The organism is Rhodoferax koreense (assembly GCF_001955695.1).
GTDB classification, from domain to species: Bacteria; Pseudomonadota; Gammaproteobacteria; order Burkholderiales; family Burkholderiaceae_C; genus Rhodoferax_B; species Rhodoferax_B koreensis.
Genome location: NZ_CP019236.1, coordinates 4,927,349 through 4,940,452, shown reverse-complemented (window position 1 = coordinate 4,940,452; position 13,104 = coordinate 4,927,349). Strand labels below are relative to the sequence as shown.

At 68.3% G+C, this 13,104-nt stretch carries 10 protein-coding genes; 3 read left to right on the top strand and 7 right to left on the bottom strand.

Annotation, left to right across the window (positions count from 1 at the left end; genetic code table 11):
* Window positions 1-5: 5 nt before the first annotated feature.
* From RD110_RS22885 to RD110_RS22855, 7 genes are all read right to left on the bottom strand, one after another.
* The gene (locus RD110_RS22885; protein WP_076202242.1) at window positions 6-1,058 is read right to left on the bottom strand and encodes an alpha/beta hydrolase; all 1,053 of its coding nucleotides are present in this window, start codon (window positions 1,056-1,058) and stop codon (window positions 6-8) included.
* 151 nt (window positions 1,059-1,209) lie between these two features.
* A complete protein-coding gene (locus tag RD110_RS22880) occupies window positions 1,210-1,863 on the bottom strand; it encodes a DUF2894 domain-containing protein (RefSeq protein WP_076202240.1) in 654 nt (217 codons plus the stop codon).
* The gene (locus RD110_RS22875) at window positions 1,860-2,522 is read right to left on the bottom strand and encodes an OmpA family protein (protein WP_076202238.1); all 663 of its coding nucleotides are present in this window, start codon (window positions 2,520-2,522) and stop codon (window positions 1,860-1,862) included. The genes RD110_RS22880 and RD110_RS22875 overlap by 4 nt, the downstream gene beginning before the upstream one ends.
* Window positions 2,519-4,690, bottom strand: coding sequence for a DUF802 domain-containing protein (locus RD110_RS22870; RefSeq protein ID WP_076202237.1), 2,172 nt, complete (start codon window positions 4,688-4,690; stop codon window positions 2,519-2,521). Before RD110_RS22870 ends, RD110_RS22875 begins: the two co-directional genes overlap by 4 nt.
* A complete protein-coding gene (locus RD110_RS22865; protein WP_157900308.1) occupies window positions 4,687-5,445 on the bottom strand; it encodes a DUF3348 domain-containing protein in 759 nt (252 codons plus the stop codon). The genes RD110_RS22870 and RD110_RS22865 overlap by 4 nt, the downstream gene beginning before the upstream one ends.
* A gap of 231 nt (window positions 5,446-5,676) precedes the next feature.
* Window positions 5,677-6,906 carry an acetate/propionate family kinase gene (locus RD110_RS22860; protein ID WP_239467104.1) on the bottom strand — a complete coding sequence of 410 codons (1,230 nt, stop codon included), beginning with the start codon at window positions 6,904-6,906 and terminating at the stop codon, window positions 5,677-5,679.
* A gap of 10 nt (window positions 6,907-6,916) precedes the next feature.
* Window positions 6,917-9,304 (bottom strand): phosphoketolase family protein, encoded by a 2,388-nt coding sequence (locus RD110_RS22855; protein ID WP_076202232.1) that lies wholly within the window; start codon window positions 9,302-9,304, stop codon window positions 6,917-6,919.
* A gap of 156 nt (window positions 9,305-9,460) precedes the next feature.
* Between RD110_RS22855 and RD110_RS22850 the strand changes: the two genes are divergently transcribed.
* From RD110_RS22850 to RD110_RS22840, 3 genes are all read left to right on the top strand, one after another.
* Complete coding sequence (locus RD110_RS22850) at window positions 9,461-10,735, top strand: NRAMP family divalent metal transporter (RefSeq protein WP_076202231.1); 1,275 nt, start codon at window positions 9,461-9,463, stop codon at window positions 10,733-10,735.
* Window positions 10,736-10,808: 73 nt separating this feature from the next.
* Window positions 10,809-11,603 carry a GntR family transcriptional regulator gene (locus RD110_RS22845; RefSeq protein ID WP_083686489.1) on the top strand — a complete coding sequence of 265 codons (795 nt, stop codon included), beginning with the start codon at window positions 10,809-10,811 and terminating at the stop codon, window positions 11,601-11,603.
* Window positions 11,604-11,843: 240 nt separating this feature from the next.
* The gene (locus RD110_RS22840; protein ID WP_076202229.1) at window positions 11,844-13,103 is read left to right on the top strand and encodes an ABC transporter substrate-binding protein; all 1,260 of its coding nucleotides are present in this window, start codon (window positions 11,844-11,846) and stop codon (window positions 13,101-13,103) included.
* Window position 13,104: the final 1 nt, after the last annotated feature.

Sequence of the window (13,104 nt, the reverse complement as noted above, 5' to 3'; positions counted from 1 at the left end):
TCGTTTCAGCGACCGCTGAACGCGGCGCGCAGCCGCTCGCCTGCATACGCCTGGGCTTCGCGTGCCTTCTCCAGCACGGCCGCCGCACCGAAGAACTCATGCGCCACGCCTTCGTAGCTCCGGCGTTCCACCGGCACGCCGGCGTCGCGCAGCGCGTCTTCGAGCTTGGCGCCGTCGCTGCGCAGCGGGTCGAGCCTGGCGTTGATGATGGTGACCGGCGGCAGGCCGGCAAGATCGGCGTCGACCAGGCTCAGGCGGGGATCCTTCAGGTCTTCCTCGCTGCGGATCAGCTTGTCGACGAACCAGGCCACCATGGCGCGGTTCAGCGGCTTGGCGATGGCATTTTCCAGATACGACTCGGTGTTCAGGCTGGTCTGGGCCACCGGATAGACGCTGAGCACGTGCCGTGGCGCGGGCAGGCCCGCGTCACGTGCGGCGATGGCGGTGGCGACGGCCAGGTTGCCGCCGGCACTCTCGCCCGCCAGCGCGATGCGGTTTGGATCGCCGTTCACCGTGGCGACCTGAGTCGTAACCCAACGGTAGGCGGCGAGTGCGTCATCCCATGCGGCGGGAAACTTGAACTCCGGTGCCTGGCGGTAATCGACCGACACCACCACCGCATGCGCCTGCTTGGACAGGCCACGGGCGCCGCCGTCGTAGACGTCCTTGTCGGCGATGACCCATCCGCCGCCGTGGAAGTAGAGGATCACGGGGAACGGCCCTGCGCCTTCCGGCGTGTAGATGCGGGCCGGCAGCGGCCCCGTGGCGCCGTCCACCAGGGTGTCCCTGCTCGTCACGCCGGGCACCAGGGCCTCGGGCGAGCCATTGCGGCCCTGCTCGCGCAGTAAGGCCTGCACGGCATCGGCCGCCGTCGGCTGCGCGCGGGCCGTGGCCACATCGAGTTTTTCGATGGCCTTCGGCCCGAGGCTTTCATGGGCCTTGGCCAGTGCGATCTGGTCGTCGTCGGCGCGGATGGCGGCCACTGCATTCGACATGGCATTGATCACCGGGTTCGGCTTGCCGTCTTCATCGTCGCGTTTTTCAAAAGAGTCACTCATCACGTTTCCTTTTCAAATGGGCATCAAGTCGTGCCTGGGGAAAGTACGCGAGCGAACTTCATGCGGATTGTCGGACGCCGCCTTGTTCCTCCGTGGGCGACAGCGGGATGGCGACGCTTTTCCGGTCGTCCCCCACAGCCGGTGCGCTGCGCTATTTTTTCGGGCGGGCGCGGCGCGCTGCCGGGGGCTTGGCCTTGGCCTCGACCGGCATCGGCTTCTGGCCCTGCTGGTCGAGCCACAGCAGCGTGTCCACATGCGACAGAAAGCGCCGCAGGTAACTCGGCGAGAGGGTTCGCATCAGCGCCAGCGAATTCAGCACCAGCATGTGCGAGTTCAGCGGCCCCGCCTTTTCGGGGCCGCGGCCCACGGCCTGTTCCACCTGGTCGACGGCCGCCATTCTGGACCACACCTCGAAGAAGCGGCGCACGCTTTTCATCTCGGCATCCGCGTCCTGGCCGGTGACGCCGCGGATGTGGCGGTTGAGTTCGGCCATCGGCCGCGGTGCGCTCGGGCGCAGCTTGCCCAGCGCCTTGAAGTCGCCTGCCTTGAACAGCCGGCGCAGTTCCCGCGCGAGCTCGGGGCGGGCGGCGAACAGTTCGGCCACCTGGCCGCGTGCGGCATCGGCCGCCTGGGCGAAGCGCGCTTCGTATTCGGCCACGGCCTCCTGGAGTTTGTCTTCGAGCGTCGGCCTCACGCGCTCGGGTGCCTCAGGCAGCCGGCTGGCCAGCACCTCCAGGTAATGGAAGCGCGTGGGATCGAGACGCTGCGCGCCTTGCTCCCGCAGCGCCTGAAGCCGGTCGCTCATGGCTTCGCAGGCTTGGCGTCCGACGACCTCGGCACCGGCGCCATCTCCACGCGCCGGTTCAGCGCGCGGCCGTTCTCGCTGGTGTTGGCCGCCACCGGCTGCTCGGCACCGAAGGCCGCCGCGAACACGCGGTAGGAGGGCATGCCTTCCTCGATGAGGGCGCGCGTCACGGTGAGGGCGCGCTGGGCCGACAGGTCGAGGTTGTCGGCGAAACGCTGGTTGCCCGGCTGGATCGCGCGGTCGTCGGTGAAGCCGCTGACCATCAGCATGTCGTCGCGTTCGCCCAGATACACCTGCAGGGGCGGCACCAGGCTTTTCAGCAACTGCCGGCCGTCGGGCCGCAACTGGTCGGAATTCAGCGGGAACAGCACGTTGCCGCTGATGCCGATGCGGCCGTTGTTGAGCGTGACGCGGCCCGCTGCCAGCGGACCGGCCAGCGCCTTCTCCAGGGCCACGCGGCGCTGTTCCTCCACCTGGCGCTTGCCCACCTCGGCCTGCAGATTCGCCACCAGGTCCATCTGCACCACCATCACGCCGACCAGGATCAGCACGAAGGCGCCGAGCAGGCCCGACATCAGGTCGCCGAACACGGCCCATACCGGTGCGGTCTGCTCCAGGCCATCGTCCAGGCCGTCCACCTGGCTGTCCAGGCCCGTCATTCCGCGCTGTCCTCGGCCACCGCGCGCTGGGCGCCACGCAGCCGGCGCAGGTCTTCCACGATCTGCTGCTGCGAGCTCATGCTCAGGTCGATGACCTCGCGCGCCTGCGCCACGTAGTAGGCCAGCTGTTCGTCGCTGCGCGCGGCGGATTGCCCGAGTGCGGCTTCCATGCGCTGCAGGCCGTCCATGAGCTTCTCGTTGCTGCTGCTGAACAGGGTCACGCCATGGTTGAAGGCCTCGCCCAGTGCCGCGAGTTCGATCGCGCTGCCGCCGACCTGTGCCGCCACGTCGGAGGCCGCGCCGGCCTGCGCTTGCAGCGTGGCCGAGAAGCGGCTCGCCGCCTGGTCGAGCACCGTGGTGGCGGAGGCCACCAGCGACTCGATGGCGGCGCGTTGCTCGCCCGAGGCCTGGTTCAGCGTCTGCAGCAAGCCGCCGATCTTCTCGACCAGCACCGCATGTTCTTCGACCGCCCGGTTGTCGCGTTCGCCGAGCCGCGCCATCTCCTCGCGCAGCTGGGTGATGACGCCGGCTGCGGCCTGTGGCACCTCGGCGGCGGTCTGCATGAGCCGCGTCATCGGCGCCTCGAGCGCATTGCCGAGTGTGGCCAGGTGATCGGCGAGGGCGGCCTGCAGTTCGGCGAGGCGGTCCAGGGCAGCCTGGCCGCGTGCGGCTTCGTCGCTGCGCAGGGTGCCGATTTCGCTGCCCCACAGGCCGGCGAGCTGCTCCATGCGTTCGCCGTGCTGTTGCACCCAGCCGGCTTCGGCGGCGATGCGCGCGCTGATCAGTTCCTCGGACTGCGCGAGCAGCCGGGCCGTGTCGTGGAGCGTGCGTTCGGCCTGCTGGCTGGCGCGTTCGGTAATGTCGCCGATGGTCTTCTCCAGCTTGGCCCACACGGCATGCTGTTGCGCCAGGTTCTGGGCGCCGGCCTCGCGCCAGTCGTCGCGCAGCGTGGCCGCCATGGCTTCGAGGCTGCGCGTCCAGCCCTGCAGCCGCTGCTGGTCGGCGGCGGCCTGGTCGGATTGCGACCGTGCCGCTGTCTCTTCGACCCGGGCCAGCAGTGCGGCCGAGCGTTGTTCGAAGGCGTGGTTGAACGCGAGCAGGGCGCGGTCCAGTTGCGCCACCTGCGCCGCGCTGGTGTCGGCATGGGTCTGCAGCGCCGTGGCCCAGCCATCGGAGACGCCGCGCGCGGTGCTGCCGAATGCGTCTGACAGGCCGGTCAACTGCGCCTGGGTGGCATCGAACAGCCGCTGGTGCAGGCGCTGCGATTCGGCGGCGACGCCGGCCATCGCGGCCTCGACCACCGGCTTGATGCTCTCGCCCGCGGCGCGTGCACCGGCCGCGAGGCTGTCCTTCAGCGAAGCGCCCACGCTGTCGGCCAGGCCGGTGTAGGCGATGCCCACGTCACGGTGGAACTGGTCCTGCCGCGCGAGCAGCTGCGCATCGAGTTGCTGGCTGCGGCGCTCAAGGCCTTCGATCATGGCCTGCAGCCGGTCGACGACTTGCGGCAGCGCCTGCGCCTGCACCTCGAGCGCCTTGAAGGCCCGCTGGCGCTGATGGCCGAGCGAGAAGGGCCGGAACACCGTGGCCACCAGGCTGTCGAGCTGGCGCGCGACGGCCAGCCGTTCGCGCCGGCACAGCGCCGAGAGCAGGCCGAGCATCGCCGAGGCCGCCACACCGGCCACCGAGGTGCCGAACGACAGGCCCAGGCCCTTGATCGGTGCGGCCAGCGCCGCGCGCATGGCTTGCAGGTCGGTCGAGCCTTCGAGCGCGAACACCGCACCCTTGAAGGTGACGATCATGCCGAGGAAGGTGCCCAGCATGCCCAGCATCACCAGCAGGCCGACCAGGTAGGGCGTGAGCGCCGGGCCGGGCAGGGCGACACGTTCACCCTCGATTCGCAGGCGCACCGGGTTCTGCAGCGAGGCCGGCACACGGGCCAGCCAGGCGCCGGTGTCGCCAAGCGGCTGCGGCACCTCGGCCAGCGCGGTGGCCAGCGCCGTGGTGGCCGCGCGGAACTGCCTGAGCTCGAACGCGCCGAGCAGGTACACCGCGGCGATCACCGCCGTCATCAGCAGGGCCAGTGCATTCACGCCCGCGAAACCCACGCCGACCCAGGCCACGGTCAACAGACCGATGGCGAAGGCGGCGGCAAAGACAATCCTGTTCATGGGTGCTTCTCAACCTCTTTATTGCTGTGGCGGCTTGCGCCGCTGTTCCATGCTTCCATCAGGCCCATCACCGGTTGCAGCCGGGCGTCGAGCTCGGCCAGCAGCACTTCCTGCAGCGTCCGGTCGAACACGTCGAGCCAGCCGCCGGGCCGTCGCCACGCGGCTGGGTCGTCCTGCGCGTGGTCGTTGCGCAGTTGCTGGAAGCGCCGCTCCAGGAACCCCGGCATGGTGGGCAGCAACCTTCTTTCGTGCGGCTCGAGCATCTGCTCCCACACCGCGTCGAGCGCGGCAAGTTGCCGCAGCCGCGGCGAGGCCGCCGCTAGTGCTTCGCGCAAATTGGCCCGGAGCGGGCCGATCATCAGGTCCATGTTGCGCTGCTGGTCGAGGTAGCGCTGGCGCTGCGGCGCGAAGTCGGCCTGTTCTTCCGGCGTCGGTTCGACCGGCCCGGCCGCATGCCGGCTGCGTCGGTCGCCGCCGGCTTCCACCTCGTTGGTGGTGATCGCCTTCTCCAGTACCGAGCGCACGCGGTGCACCTGCTCTTGCAACGCCAGCGCGCGGGCGGAGGGCGGCTCGGCGCGGTCGGCGGATACGACCGCGCGGATCGACTGGTGCGCCGCGTGCAGCGTCACGGAGTCGAACACGCCGACCCAGGCGCTCAGCCGTTCGGCGATGTCCTGCCGGCTCGTGTCGGCGTCGACCGCAGAGGCATCGCCGAGCAAACGAACCAGCTTCGAACTGTTGAAATTCCTGCGCAAATACATTCCTTTGCGCCCAAGGGCGCAAACACAATCGGTCACTCATGGTGGGGCGCGGCGACGAACCATTCGCGTCATCCGCAGGGCGGGCACCGGGGTGCACACGGCCTCTGCCTCGGGCGCCTGCAGCGGGTGCGGGCGGCGCCAAAACCGGCGGTTTCGAGGGGCCGGATGGCAGGGTGAGATTAGAACCGATCTCGGAAGGCGCCAAAAACCAGGTTTGTAACAGCGTCAACGGTTGTTTTTTGCCGCCAGCAGGGCCTGGGCGTGCCTGGCCAACATCAATTCCTCGTTGGTGGGTATCACCCAGGCCGAGACCCGGCTGCCCGGCGTGCTGATGCGCGCCGCATGGGCCTGGTTGGCCGCTTCGTCCAGTTCGAGGCCGAGCCAGGCCGCGCCCTCACACACGCGCTGGCGCACGGTGCGGCTGTGTTCGCCGATGCCCGCGGTGAACACCAGCGCGTCGATGCCGCCGAGCGCCGCCGCCAGGCTGCCGAGCTCGCGGCCGATGCGGTGCACGAACAGGTCGATGGCCGCCGCGGCGCGGGGGTCGGCGCTGTCCTCCAGCGTGCGCATGTCCGAGGAAATTTCGGAGACGCCGAGCAGCCCCGACTCCTGGTACAGCAGCTTCTCGATCCCGGCCGGGCTCAGGTGCATCTCGCGGGCCAGGTAGAGCACGACGCCCGGATCGAGGCTGCCGCAGCGCGTGCCCATGACGAGGCCGTCCAGCGCGGTGAAGCCCATCGTCGTGGCCACGCTGCGGCGCGCGCGTAGCGCGCACAGGCTGGCGCCGTTGCCCAGGTGCGCGACCACGATCCGCCCTTCGGCCTGGGGGCCGAGCCGGGCCGGCAATGCGCCTGCGATGTACTCGTACGACAGGCCGTGGAAGCCGTAGCGCCGCACCCCCGCATCGCGAATATGCCGCGGCAGTGCATACGCCTGGGCCACCCAGTCTTGCCCGGCATGGAAGGCCGTGTCGAAACACGCGATCTGGGGCAAGGCCGGGGCCATCTGGGCGATGGCCCGGATCGCGGCCAGGTTGTGCGGCTGGTGCAACGGCGCCAAGGGAACGAGCGCCTCGAGCTGCGCGAGCACCTCCGGCGTCACGCGCACGGGGCGCGTGAAGCGCTCGCCGCCGTGCACGACGCGGTGCGCCACGCCGCGCACGCGATGGTCCGGCAGTTGCCGCTTCAGCCAGCCGAACAGCAGGCCGAGCGCGTGCGCGTCGTGCCCGGCCTTCGCCTCCGCCGCCATCAGATCCTCGCCCGACAGCGGCGTTCCATCGTCCTTCCAGGCGACCAGCTTCGCCGATGCGCCGGTACCGTCGATCTCGCCATGCAGCAGCCTTTCGGCGACCTCCGCCGCGTCCGGCTCGCAGGCGAATGCGGCGAACTTGACGCTGGACGAGCCGGCATTGAGAACGACGATCGCGCCATGCTTGGCGCGGGCGGGCATTGTCATGGGCGGCCCCTCAACGGCCGGCAGGCCAGGTCCAGCCCGAGATGTCGGGCATGTCCACGCCGTGGCGATTGACGTAGGCGCGGTGCGCCAGCAACCGGTCGCGCAGATGCTGTTGCAGGTGGCCAGCCACGTTGCGCACACGGTCGACGCGGTCGATGGCGGCCGCCGCCAGGTGGAAGCGGTCGAGTTCGTTGAGTACCGTCATGTCGAACGGCGTGGTCGTCGTGCCTTCCTCGCGGTAGCCGTGCACGTGGAAATTGCGGTGGTTGGCCCGCTTGTAGGTGAGCCTGTGCACCAGCGACGGGTAGCCGTGGAAGGCGAAGATCACCGGTGTGTCGGTCGTGAAGATGGAATCGAACGCCGCGTCGGACAGGCCGTGCGGATGCGATGCCGGCGACTCCAGCGCCATCAGGTCGACGACGTTCACCACCCGTACCCGGAGCTCGGGCAGCCGGTGGCGGAGCAGGTCGACGGCAGCCAGGGTCTCGAGCGTCGGCACGTCGCCGGCGCAGGCCATCACCACGTCCGGCGTGGTGCCCGCGTCGTTGCTGGCCCAGTCCCAGATGCCCAGTCCGGCGCTGCAATGGCGGGCTGCGCTTTCGACGTCGAGCCACTGCAGCGCCGGCGCCTTGCCGGCCACGATCACGTTGACGTAGTTGCGGCTGCGCAGGCAGTGGTCGGTGACGCAGAGCAGGGTGTTGGCGTCCGGCGGCAGGTACACACGCACCACCTCGGCCTTCTTGTTGACGACGTGGTCCAGGAAGCCCGGATCCTGGTGGCTGAAGCCGTTGTGGTCCTGCTGCCAGACGTGGCTGGTGAGCAGGTAGTTCAGCGAGGCGATGGGCCGCCGCCAGGGAATGTGGCGCGTCACTTTCAGCCACTTGGCATGCTGGTTGAACATCGAGTCGATGATGTGGATGAAGGCCTCGTAGCAGGAGAAGAATCCGTGCCGCCCGGTCAGCAGGTACCCCTCGAGCCAACCCTGGCAGAGGTGCTCGCTCAGCACCTCCATGACGCGGCCCGTGGGCGCGACGTGATCGTCGCCGGGCAGGATCTCGGCCGTGGACATGCGGTCGGTGACATCGAACAGCGCACCGAGCCGGTTCGATGCGGTTTCGTCCGGGCCCATCACGCGGAAGTTGGCATGCGCGGCGTTCAGCCGCATCACCTCGCGCAGGAAGGTGCCGCAGGTGCGTGTGGCCTCGCCGCGCACCTGCCCGGGCAGCGGCACCGCGAGCGCGTGGTCGCGGAAGTCGGGCAGCGCCAGGTCCTTGAGCAGGAGACCGCCGTTCGCATGGGGATTGGCGCTCATGCGCCGCGTCGGGAGCGGTGCCTGGGCGGCGATGTCCGCGCGCAGCGCGCCCTGGGCATCGAACAGCTCTTCGGGCCGGTAGCTGCGCATCCACGCCTCGAGCAGCGCGACGTGCGCGGGATGTTCGTCGAAACCGGTCAGCGGCACCTGGTGCGCGCGGAAGCTGCCTTCGATCGGGACGCCGTCGACCGCCTTCGGGCCCGTCCATCCCTTGGGCGAGCGCAACACGATCATGGGCCAGAGTGGCCGCTGTCGAAAGCCGCTGGCCCGCGCCTCACGCTGCTGCGCACGGATCTCGTCGAGCGCGGCGTCGAGTGCCTCGGACATTGCGACGTGCATGGCGAAAGGCTCGTCGCCGGTCACGTAGCGCGGCTCGTAGCCATAACCACGCATGAGCTGCGTCAACTGTTCTTCGCCGATGCGGGCGAGCACGGTCGGACCGGCGATCTTGTAGCCGTTGAGGTGCAGGATGGGCAGCACCGCACCGTCGCGCGCCGGGTTCAGGAACTTGTTGGAATGCCAGCTTGCCGCCAGCGCGCCGGTCTCGGCCTCGCCGTCGCCGATCACGCAGCACGCCAGCAGGTCGGGGTTGTCGAACACCGCGCCGAAGGCGTGCAGCAGCGCATAGCCGAGTTCGCCGCCTTCGTGGATCGAGCCCGGCGTCTCGGGCGCCACGTGGCTCGGGATGCCGCCGGGAAACGAGAACTGCGTGAACAGCCGCCGCAGGCCTTCCGCATCCGGCGTGACATGGGGGTAGACCTCGCTGTAGGTACCTTCCAGGTAGGTATTGGCCACGATGCCGGGCCCGCCGTGCCCTGGTCCCGCGATGAAGATCGTGTCCAGGTCGCGCGCCCGGATGGCGCGGTTCATGTGCGCGTAGATGAAGTTGAGTCCGGGCGTCGTGCCCCAGTGGCCGAGCAGGCGCGGCTTGATGTGCGCGCGGGTCAGCGGCTCGCGCAGCAGCGGGTTGTCCATCAGGTAGATCTGGCCGACGGACAGGTAGTTGGCGGCGCGCCACCAGGCGTCGAGCAGCGCGAAGTCTTCATGGCGCGAGGTGGTTTCCGACAGGGCTGGCGAAGCGGTCATCAAAGGCATCCTCGGAGGTACAAAGACGCAGTCTAGTCCCGTGCGCGCGCGTGGACTTGCGTTGGATCATGCCTTGTCCCGACCGGACTCCGCAAACGAAGCGGCGACGGGCTGCCGCTATCATGCAGCTGCCGCATGGCACCCGAAGGAGCATCGATGACAGCCGAGCGCAAGCAGGAGAGTGCGACGACGCGTGTTTTCAAGGGGCTGCGCCAGATCGGGCCCGGCCTCATCACCGGCGCGGCCGACGATGACCCCAGCGGCATCGCCACCTATTCCCAGGCGGGCGCCCAGTTTGGCTTCTCGATGCTGTGGACAGTGGTCTTCACCTTGCCGCTGATGGTGGCCATTCAGATCGTCAGCGCCCGCATCGGCTACGTCACCCGGCAGGGGCTGGCGGCCAACATCAAGTCGAGCTTTCCGCGCTGGGTACTGCTGGTCGTGGTCGGCATGCTGCTGGTGGCCAACACGCTCAACGTCGCGGCCGACATCGCCGCCATGGCCGAAGCGCTGCGCCTGCTGGCGGGCGGATCAAGGCATGTGTATGCCGTCACCTTCGGCCTCCTGTCGCTGGTGCTACAGGTCTTCCTGCCCTACCACACCTATGTGCGCTGGCTGAAATGGCTGACGCTGGCGCTGTTGTCGTATGTGGCGGTGGTCTTCACCGTGCATCTGCACTGGGGGGCGGTCGCCGGTGCCGTGTTCCGGCCGCAACTCGCGTTCAACCACGACATGCTGCTGATGGTGGTGGCGGTCTTCGGCACCACCATCAGCCCCTACCTGTTCTTCTGGCAGGCCGCGCAGGAGATGGAGGACACCGGCGGCCGCGGTCCGCCCACCCCCGGCGACGTGCGACGTCACCTGCGAAGCATCAAGATCGACACGCTGATCGGCATGACGTTCTCGAACCTGATCGCCTTCTTCATCATCCTCAGCACGGGCGCGACGCTGCACGCGGCCGGCGTCACCGACATCCAGACCTCCGCGCAGGCCGCGGAAGCCTTGCGCCCGGTGGCCGGAGAGTTCACCTTCCTGATCTTCAGCCTGGGCATCATCGGGACCGGCCTGCTCGCCGTGCCCGTGCTCGCCGGATCCGCGGGCTACGCGGTGGCCGAGGCCGCGGGCTGGCCTGGCAGCCTCGACGCGCGGCTGGACCGGGGTGAGGGTCGCGGCTTCTACGGCGTGATCGCCGCCGCCACGGTGGGCGGGGTGATCCTGTGCTTCACCCCCGTGGACCCCGTGAAGGAATTGTTCTGGTCGGCGGTGCTCAACGGCGTGATCGCCGTGCCGATCATGGTGGTGATGATGTTGCTGGCATCGCGCAGCAGCACCATGGGTGCCAACGTGATCGGCCCGGGGCTGCGTTGGCTGGGTTGGCTGGCCACCGGCGCGATGGCCGCGACCGTGGCGGCCATGCTGGTTTCGCTCTGACCGGGGCGTCCCGGCCTGGTCGCCCAGCACGAGGCGTAAAATATCAGGGCATATCCATCGCCCGAGACAAGCCTTGCCCCGCACTGCCAAGACCCGCCCCAAACTCGTGGCCGTCGCCGCTTCCAAAGTCTCCCAAGCCGAAGCCCAGGACGAGGGGCTCGGGCGGGGGCGCCATCCGCAGAATTTGTACGAGCAGGCTTACGAGGCGATCGAGGAGCGACTGGTGACTTGCCAGCTGCCCCCCGGGCGCCACCTGGCGCTGCTGGAGTTGCAGGACATCGTGCAACTGGGGCGCACGCCTGTGCACCAGGCCGTGACGCGGCTCGCCGAAGACACCTTGCTGCGCGTGCACGCGCGGCGCGGCTTGCAGGTGGCTCCGATCGATCTGGCGCGGGAGCGGATGCTGCTGCGCTTGAGGCGTGACCTGGAGCGTTTCGTCATCCGCCTGGCCGCCGAGAAGTCGAGTTCCTCGCACCGCAACCAGATGCTCCACCTCAAGCGGCAGCTGCGCGAGAACCAGTCCGGCATGACGATCGACGCGTTCAACGTGATCGACCGCCGGCTCGACAGGCTGTTCCTGGCCGCGGCGGGCGAGCCCTTTGTCGAAAACACGCTGCGCCCTTTGCACACCGTGTTCCGCCGCATCGGCTGGCTGTACCACACCAAGGTGTCGCCCGACGACGGCCTGGCCAGGACGATCGAGGTGCACCTGGTCCTGCTCGATGCCGTGGCCAATTGCCATGTGGAGCAGGCGATCAAGGCTTCGGACGAATTGATCGACTTTGTCGACCGCATGTTCGATGTGCTGGAGCGGGAAATCGATCCCGTGTTGCTCGACTGCACCCTGCAGGATTTCGACCGGCTGTAGTTTGTTCGGTGCTCGGCGATCCCCTGATATGTCAGGGCGGATGGGCCACTTGCCCCGCGTCTTCACTCTCTCGTAGCGGCGCCTTGCATAGACGAATTGGCTACTGGAAAACCCTGTTATTTCAGCTGAAATATCACCATATACTAGTTTTGACGAGTGCCAGATCGCGTGGCGGTGCCCAGCATGGGTGCGGCCCTGTGCGCATCCATTCGCAGTTCATCCACAAGCCAGGAGACAACCATGCAAGCCTTTCGCAACCTGCCCCGTCGCCACGCCCTGAGTTGGTGTGTTGCCGCCACCGTGACCGCGATGGGCCTGTGCCAGTCGATGCCGGCCCGGGCACAGTCGAAGGAGGTCATCACGTTCGCGGGCGTGACGTTCAGCGAGGCCGGGCGTGGCGACCGGCTGAAGGCCTGGGTGGAAAAATTCAACAAGAGCCAGGCCGCGATCGAGGTGCAGCCGATCGCCATTCCGTTCGCGAGCTTCGCCAAGACCGTGTTCACCCAGATGGGTGGCGGGGCGGGGCCGGACCTGGTGCGCATGGACTTGATCGACTACTACGCCGCCGTGCAAAGCAAGCGCATCCTGCCGCTGGACGATCTGCTCAAGGGTGGCACCTACCGCTTCTCGGCCCCGGACAAGTACATGCATGTCGAAGGCGTGCGCTACGGGGTGCCGTTCGAGATCAGCAACTACGTGATGCTCTACAACCCCGCGTTGCTCAAGGGGGGCAAGCCGCCCGCGACCTTCGACGAGCTGGTCGAAGCCACCAAGGCTGCAACGGGCAACGGCGTCTTTGGCTACGCCTACCGCGCGACCATGGCCGAAGGCAATGGGTTCTGGCAGGACCTGTGCAACTTCGTCTACGGCTTCGGCGGGCGCTGGAGCGATGCCAGCGGCAATCTGACGCTGAACGATCCCAAGGTGGTCGACGGTGTGACCGCCTACAAGCGCATCTACGACGCCGGCGTGACGCCGAAAGGCGCCGATGCCGCCACCTACCGGCGCATGTTCTGGGAGCGCAAGGTGGCGATCGAGGTGGACAACGGCGGCGTGGCCGGCATCTTCACCCAGCAGGCGCCGGATCTGCCTTTCGCGGCGGCCCCGTCGCCGTTTCCGACGCGGGCGCAGGGCATGGTCCTCGCGCCATTGACGATCAATGCCAACACCAAGCACAAGGCGGCGGCCGAGACTTTCTTCAAGTGGACGTTGCAGCCCGAGAACCAGGCGGAGCTGCAGGAGTTGCTCGGTGCGAGCAACGTGGCCACTGTGATCGAGCGCAGTCCCGAGCTGGTGGCCAAGCGCCCCTGGCTGAAGGTCTACGACGACCAGGCAGCGAACAGCGTGCCGCAACTGGTGCAGGGGCTGGAGGTCAAGACGCCGGAGATCCAGCAGATCGTGCTGGAGCAGGTCCTCAAGGTGCTGCAGGGCGGCATGGAGCCGAAGAAGGCGATGGATGACGCACAGCGCCTGGCTTCCTCCCGCGTGCTGCGCAAGTAAA

Coding starts and splice junctions, on each gene's coding strand:
- RD110_RS22885 (WP_076202242.1), bottom strand. CDS start 1,058: ATGAGTGACTCTTTTGAAAAACGCGACGATGAAGACGGCAAGCCGAAC.
- RD110_RS22880 (WP_076202240.1), bottom strand. CDS start 1,863: ATGAGCGACCGGCTTCAGGCGCTGCGGGAGCAAGGCGCGCAGCGTCTC.
- RD110_RS22875 (WP_076202238.1), bottom strand. CDS start 2,522: ATGACGGGCCTGGACAGCCAGGTGGACGGCCTGGACGATGGCCTGGAG.
- RD110_RS22870 (WP_076202237.1), bottom strand. CDS start 4,690: ATGAACAGGATTGTCTTTGCCGCCGCCTTCGCCATCGGTCTGTTGACC.
- RD110_RS22860 (WP_239467104.1), bottom strand. CDS start 6,906: ATGACAATGCCCGCCCGCGCCAAGCATGGCGCGATCGTCGTTCTCAAT.
- RD110_RS22855 (WP_076202232.1), bottom strand. CDS start 9,304: ATGACCGCTTCGCCAGCCCTGTCGGAAACCACCTCGCGCCATGAAGAC.
- RD110_RS22850 (WP_076202231.1), top strand. CDS start 9,461: ATGACAGCCGAGCGCAAGCAGGAGAGTGCGACGACGCGTGTTTTCAAG.
- RD110_RS22840 (WP_076202229.1), top strand. CDS start 11,844: ATGCAAGCCTTTCGCAACCTGCCCCGTCGCCACGCCCTGAGTTGGTGT.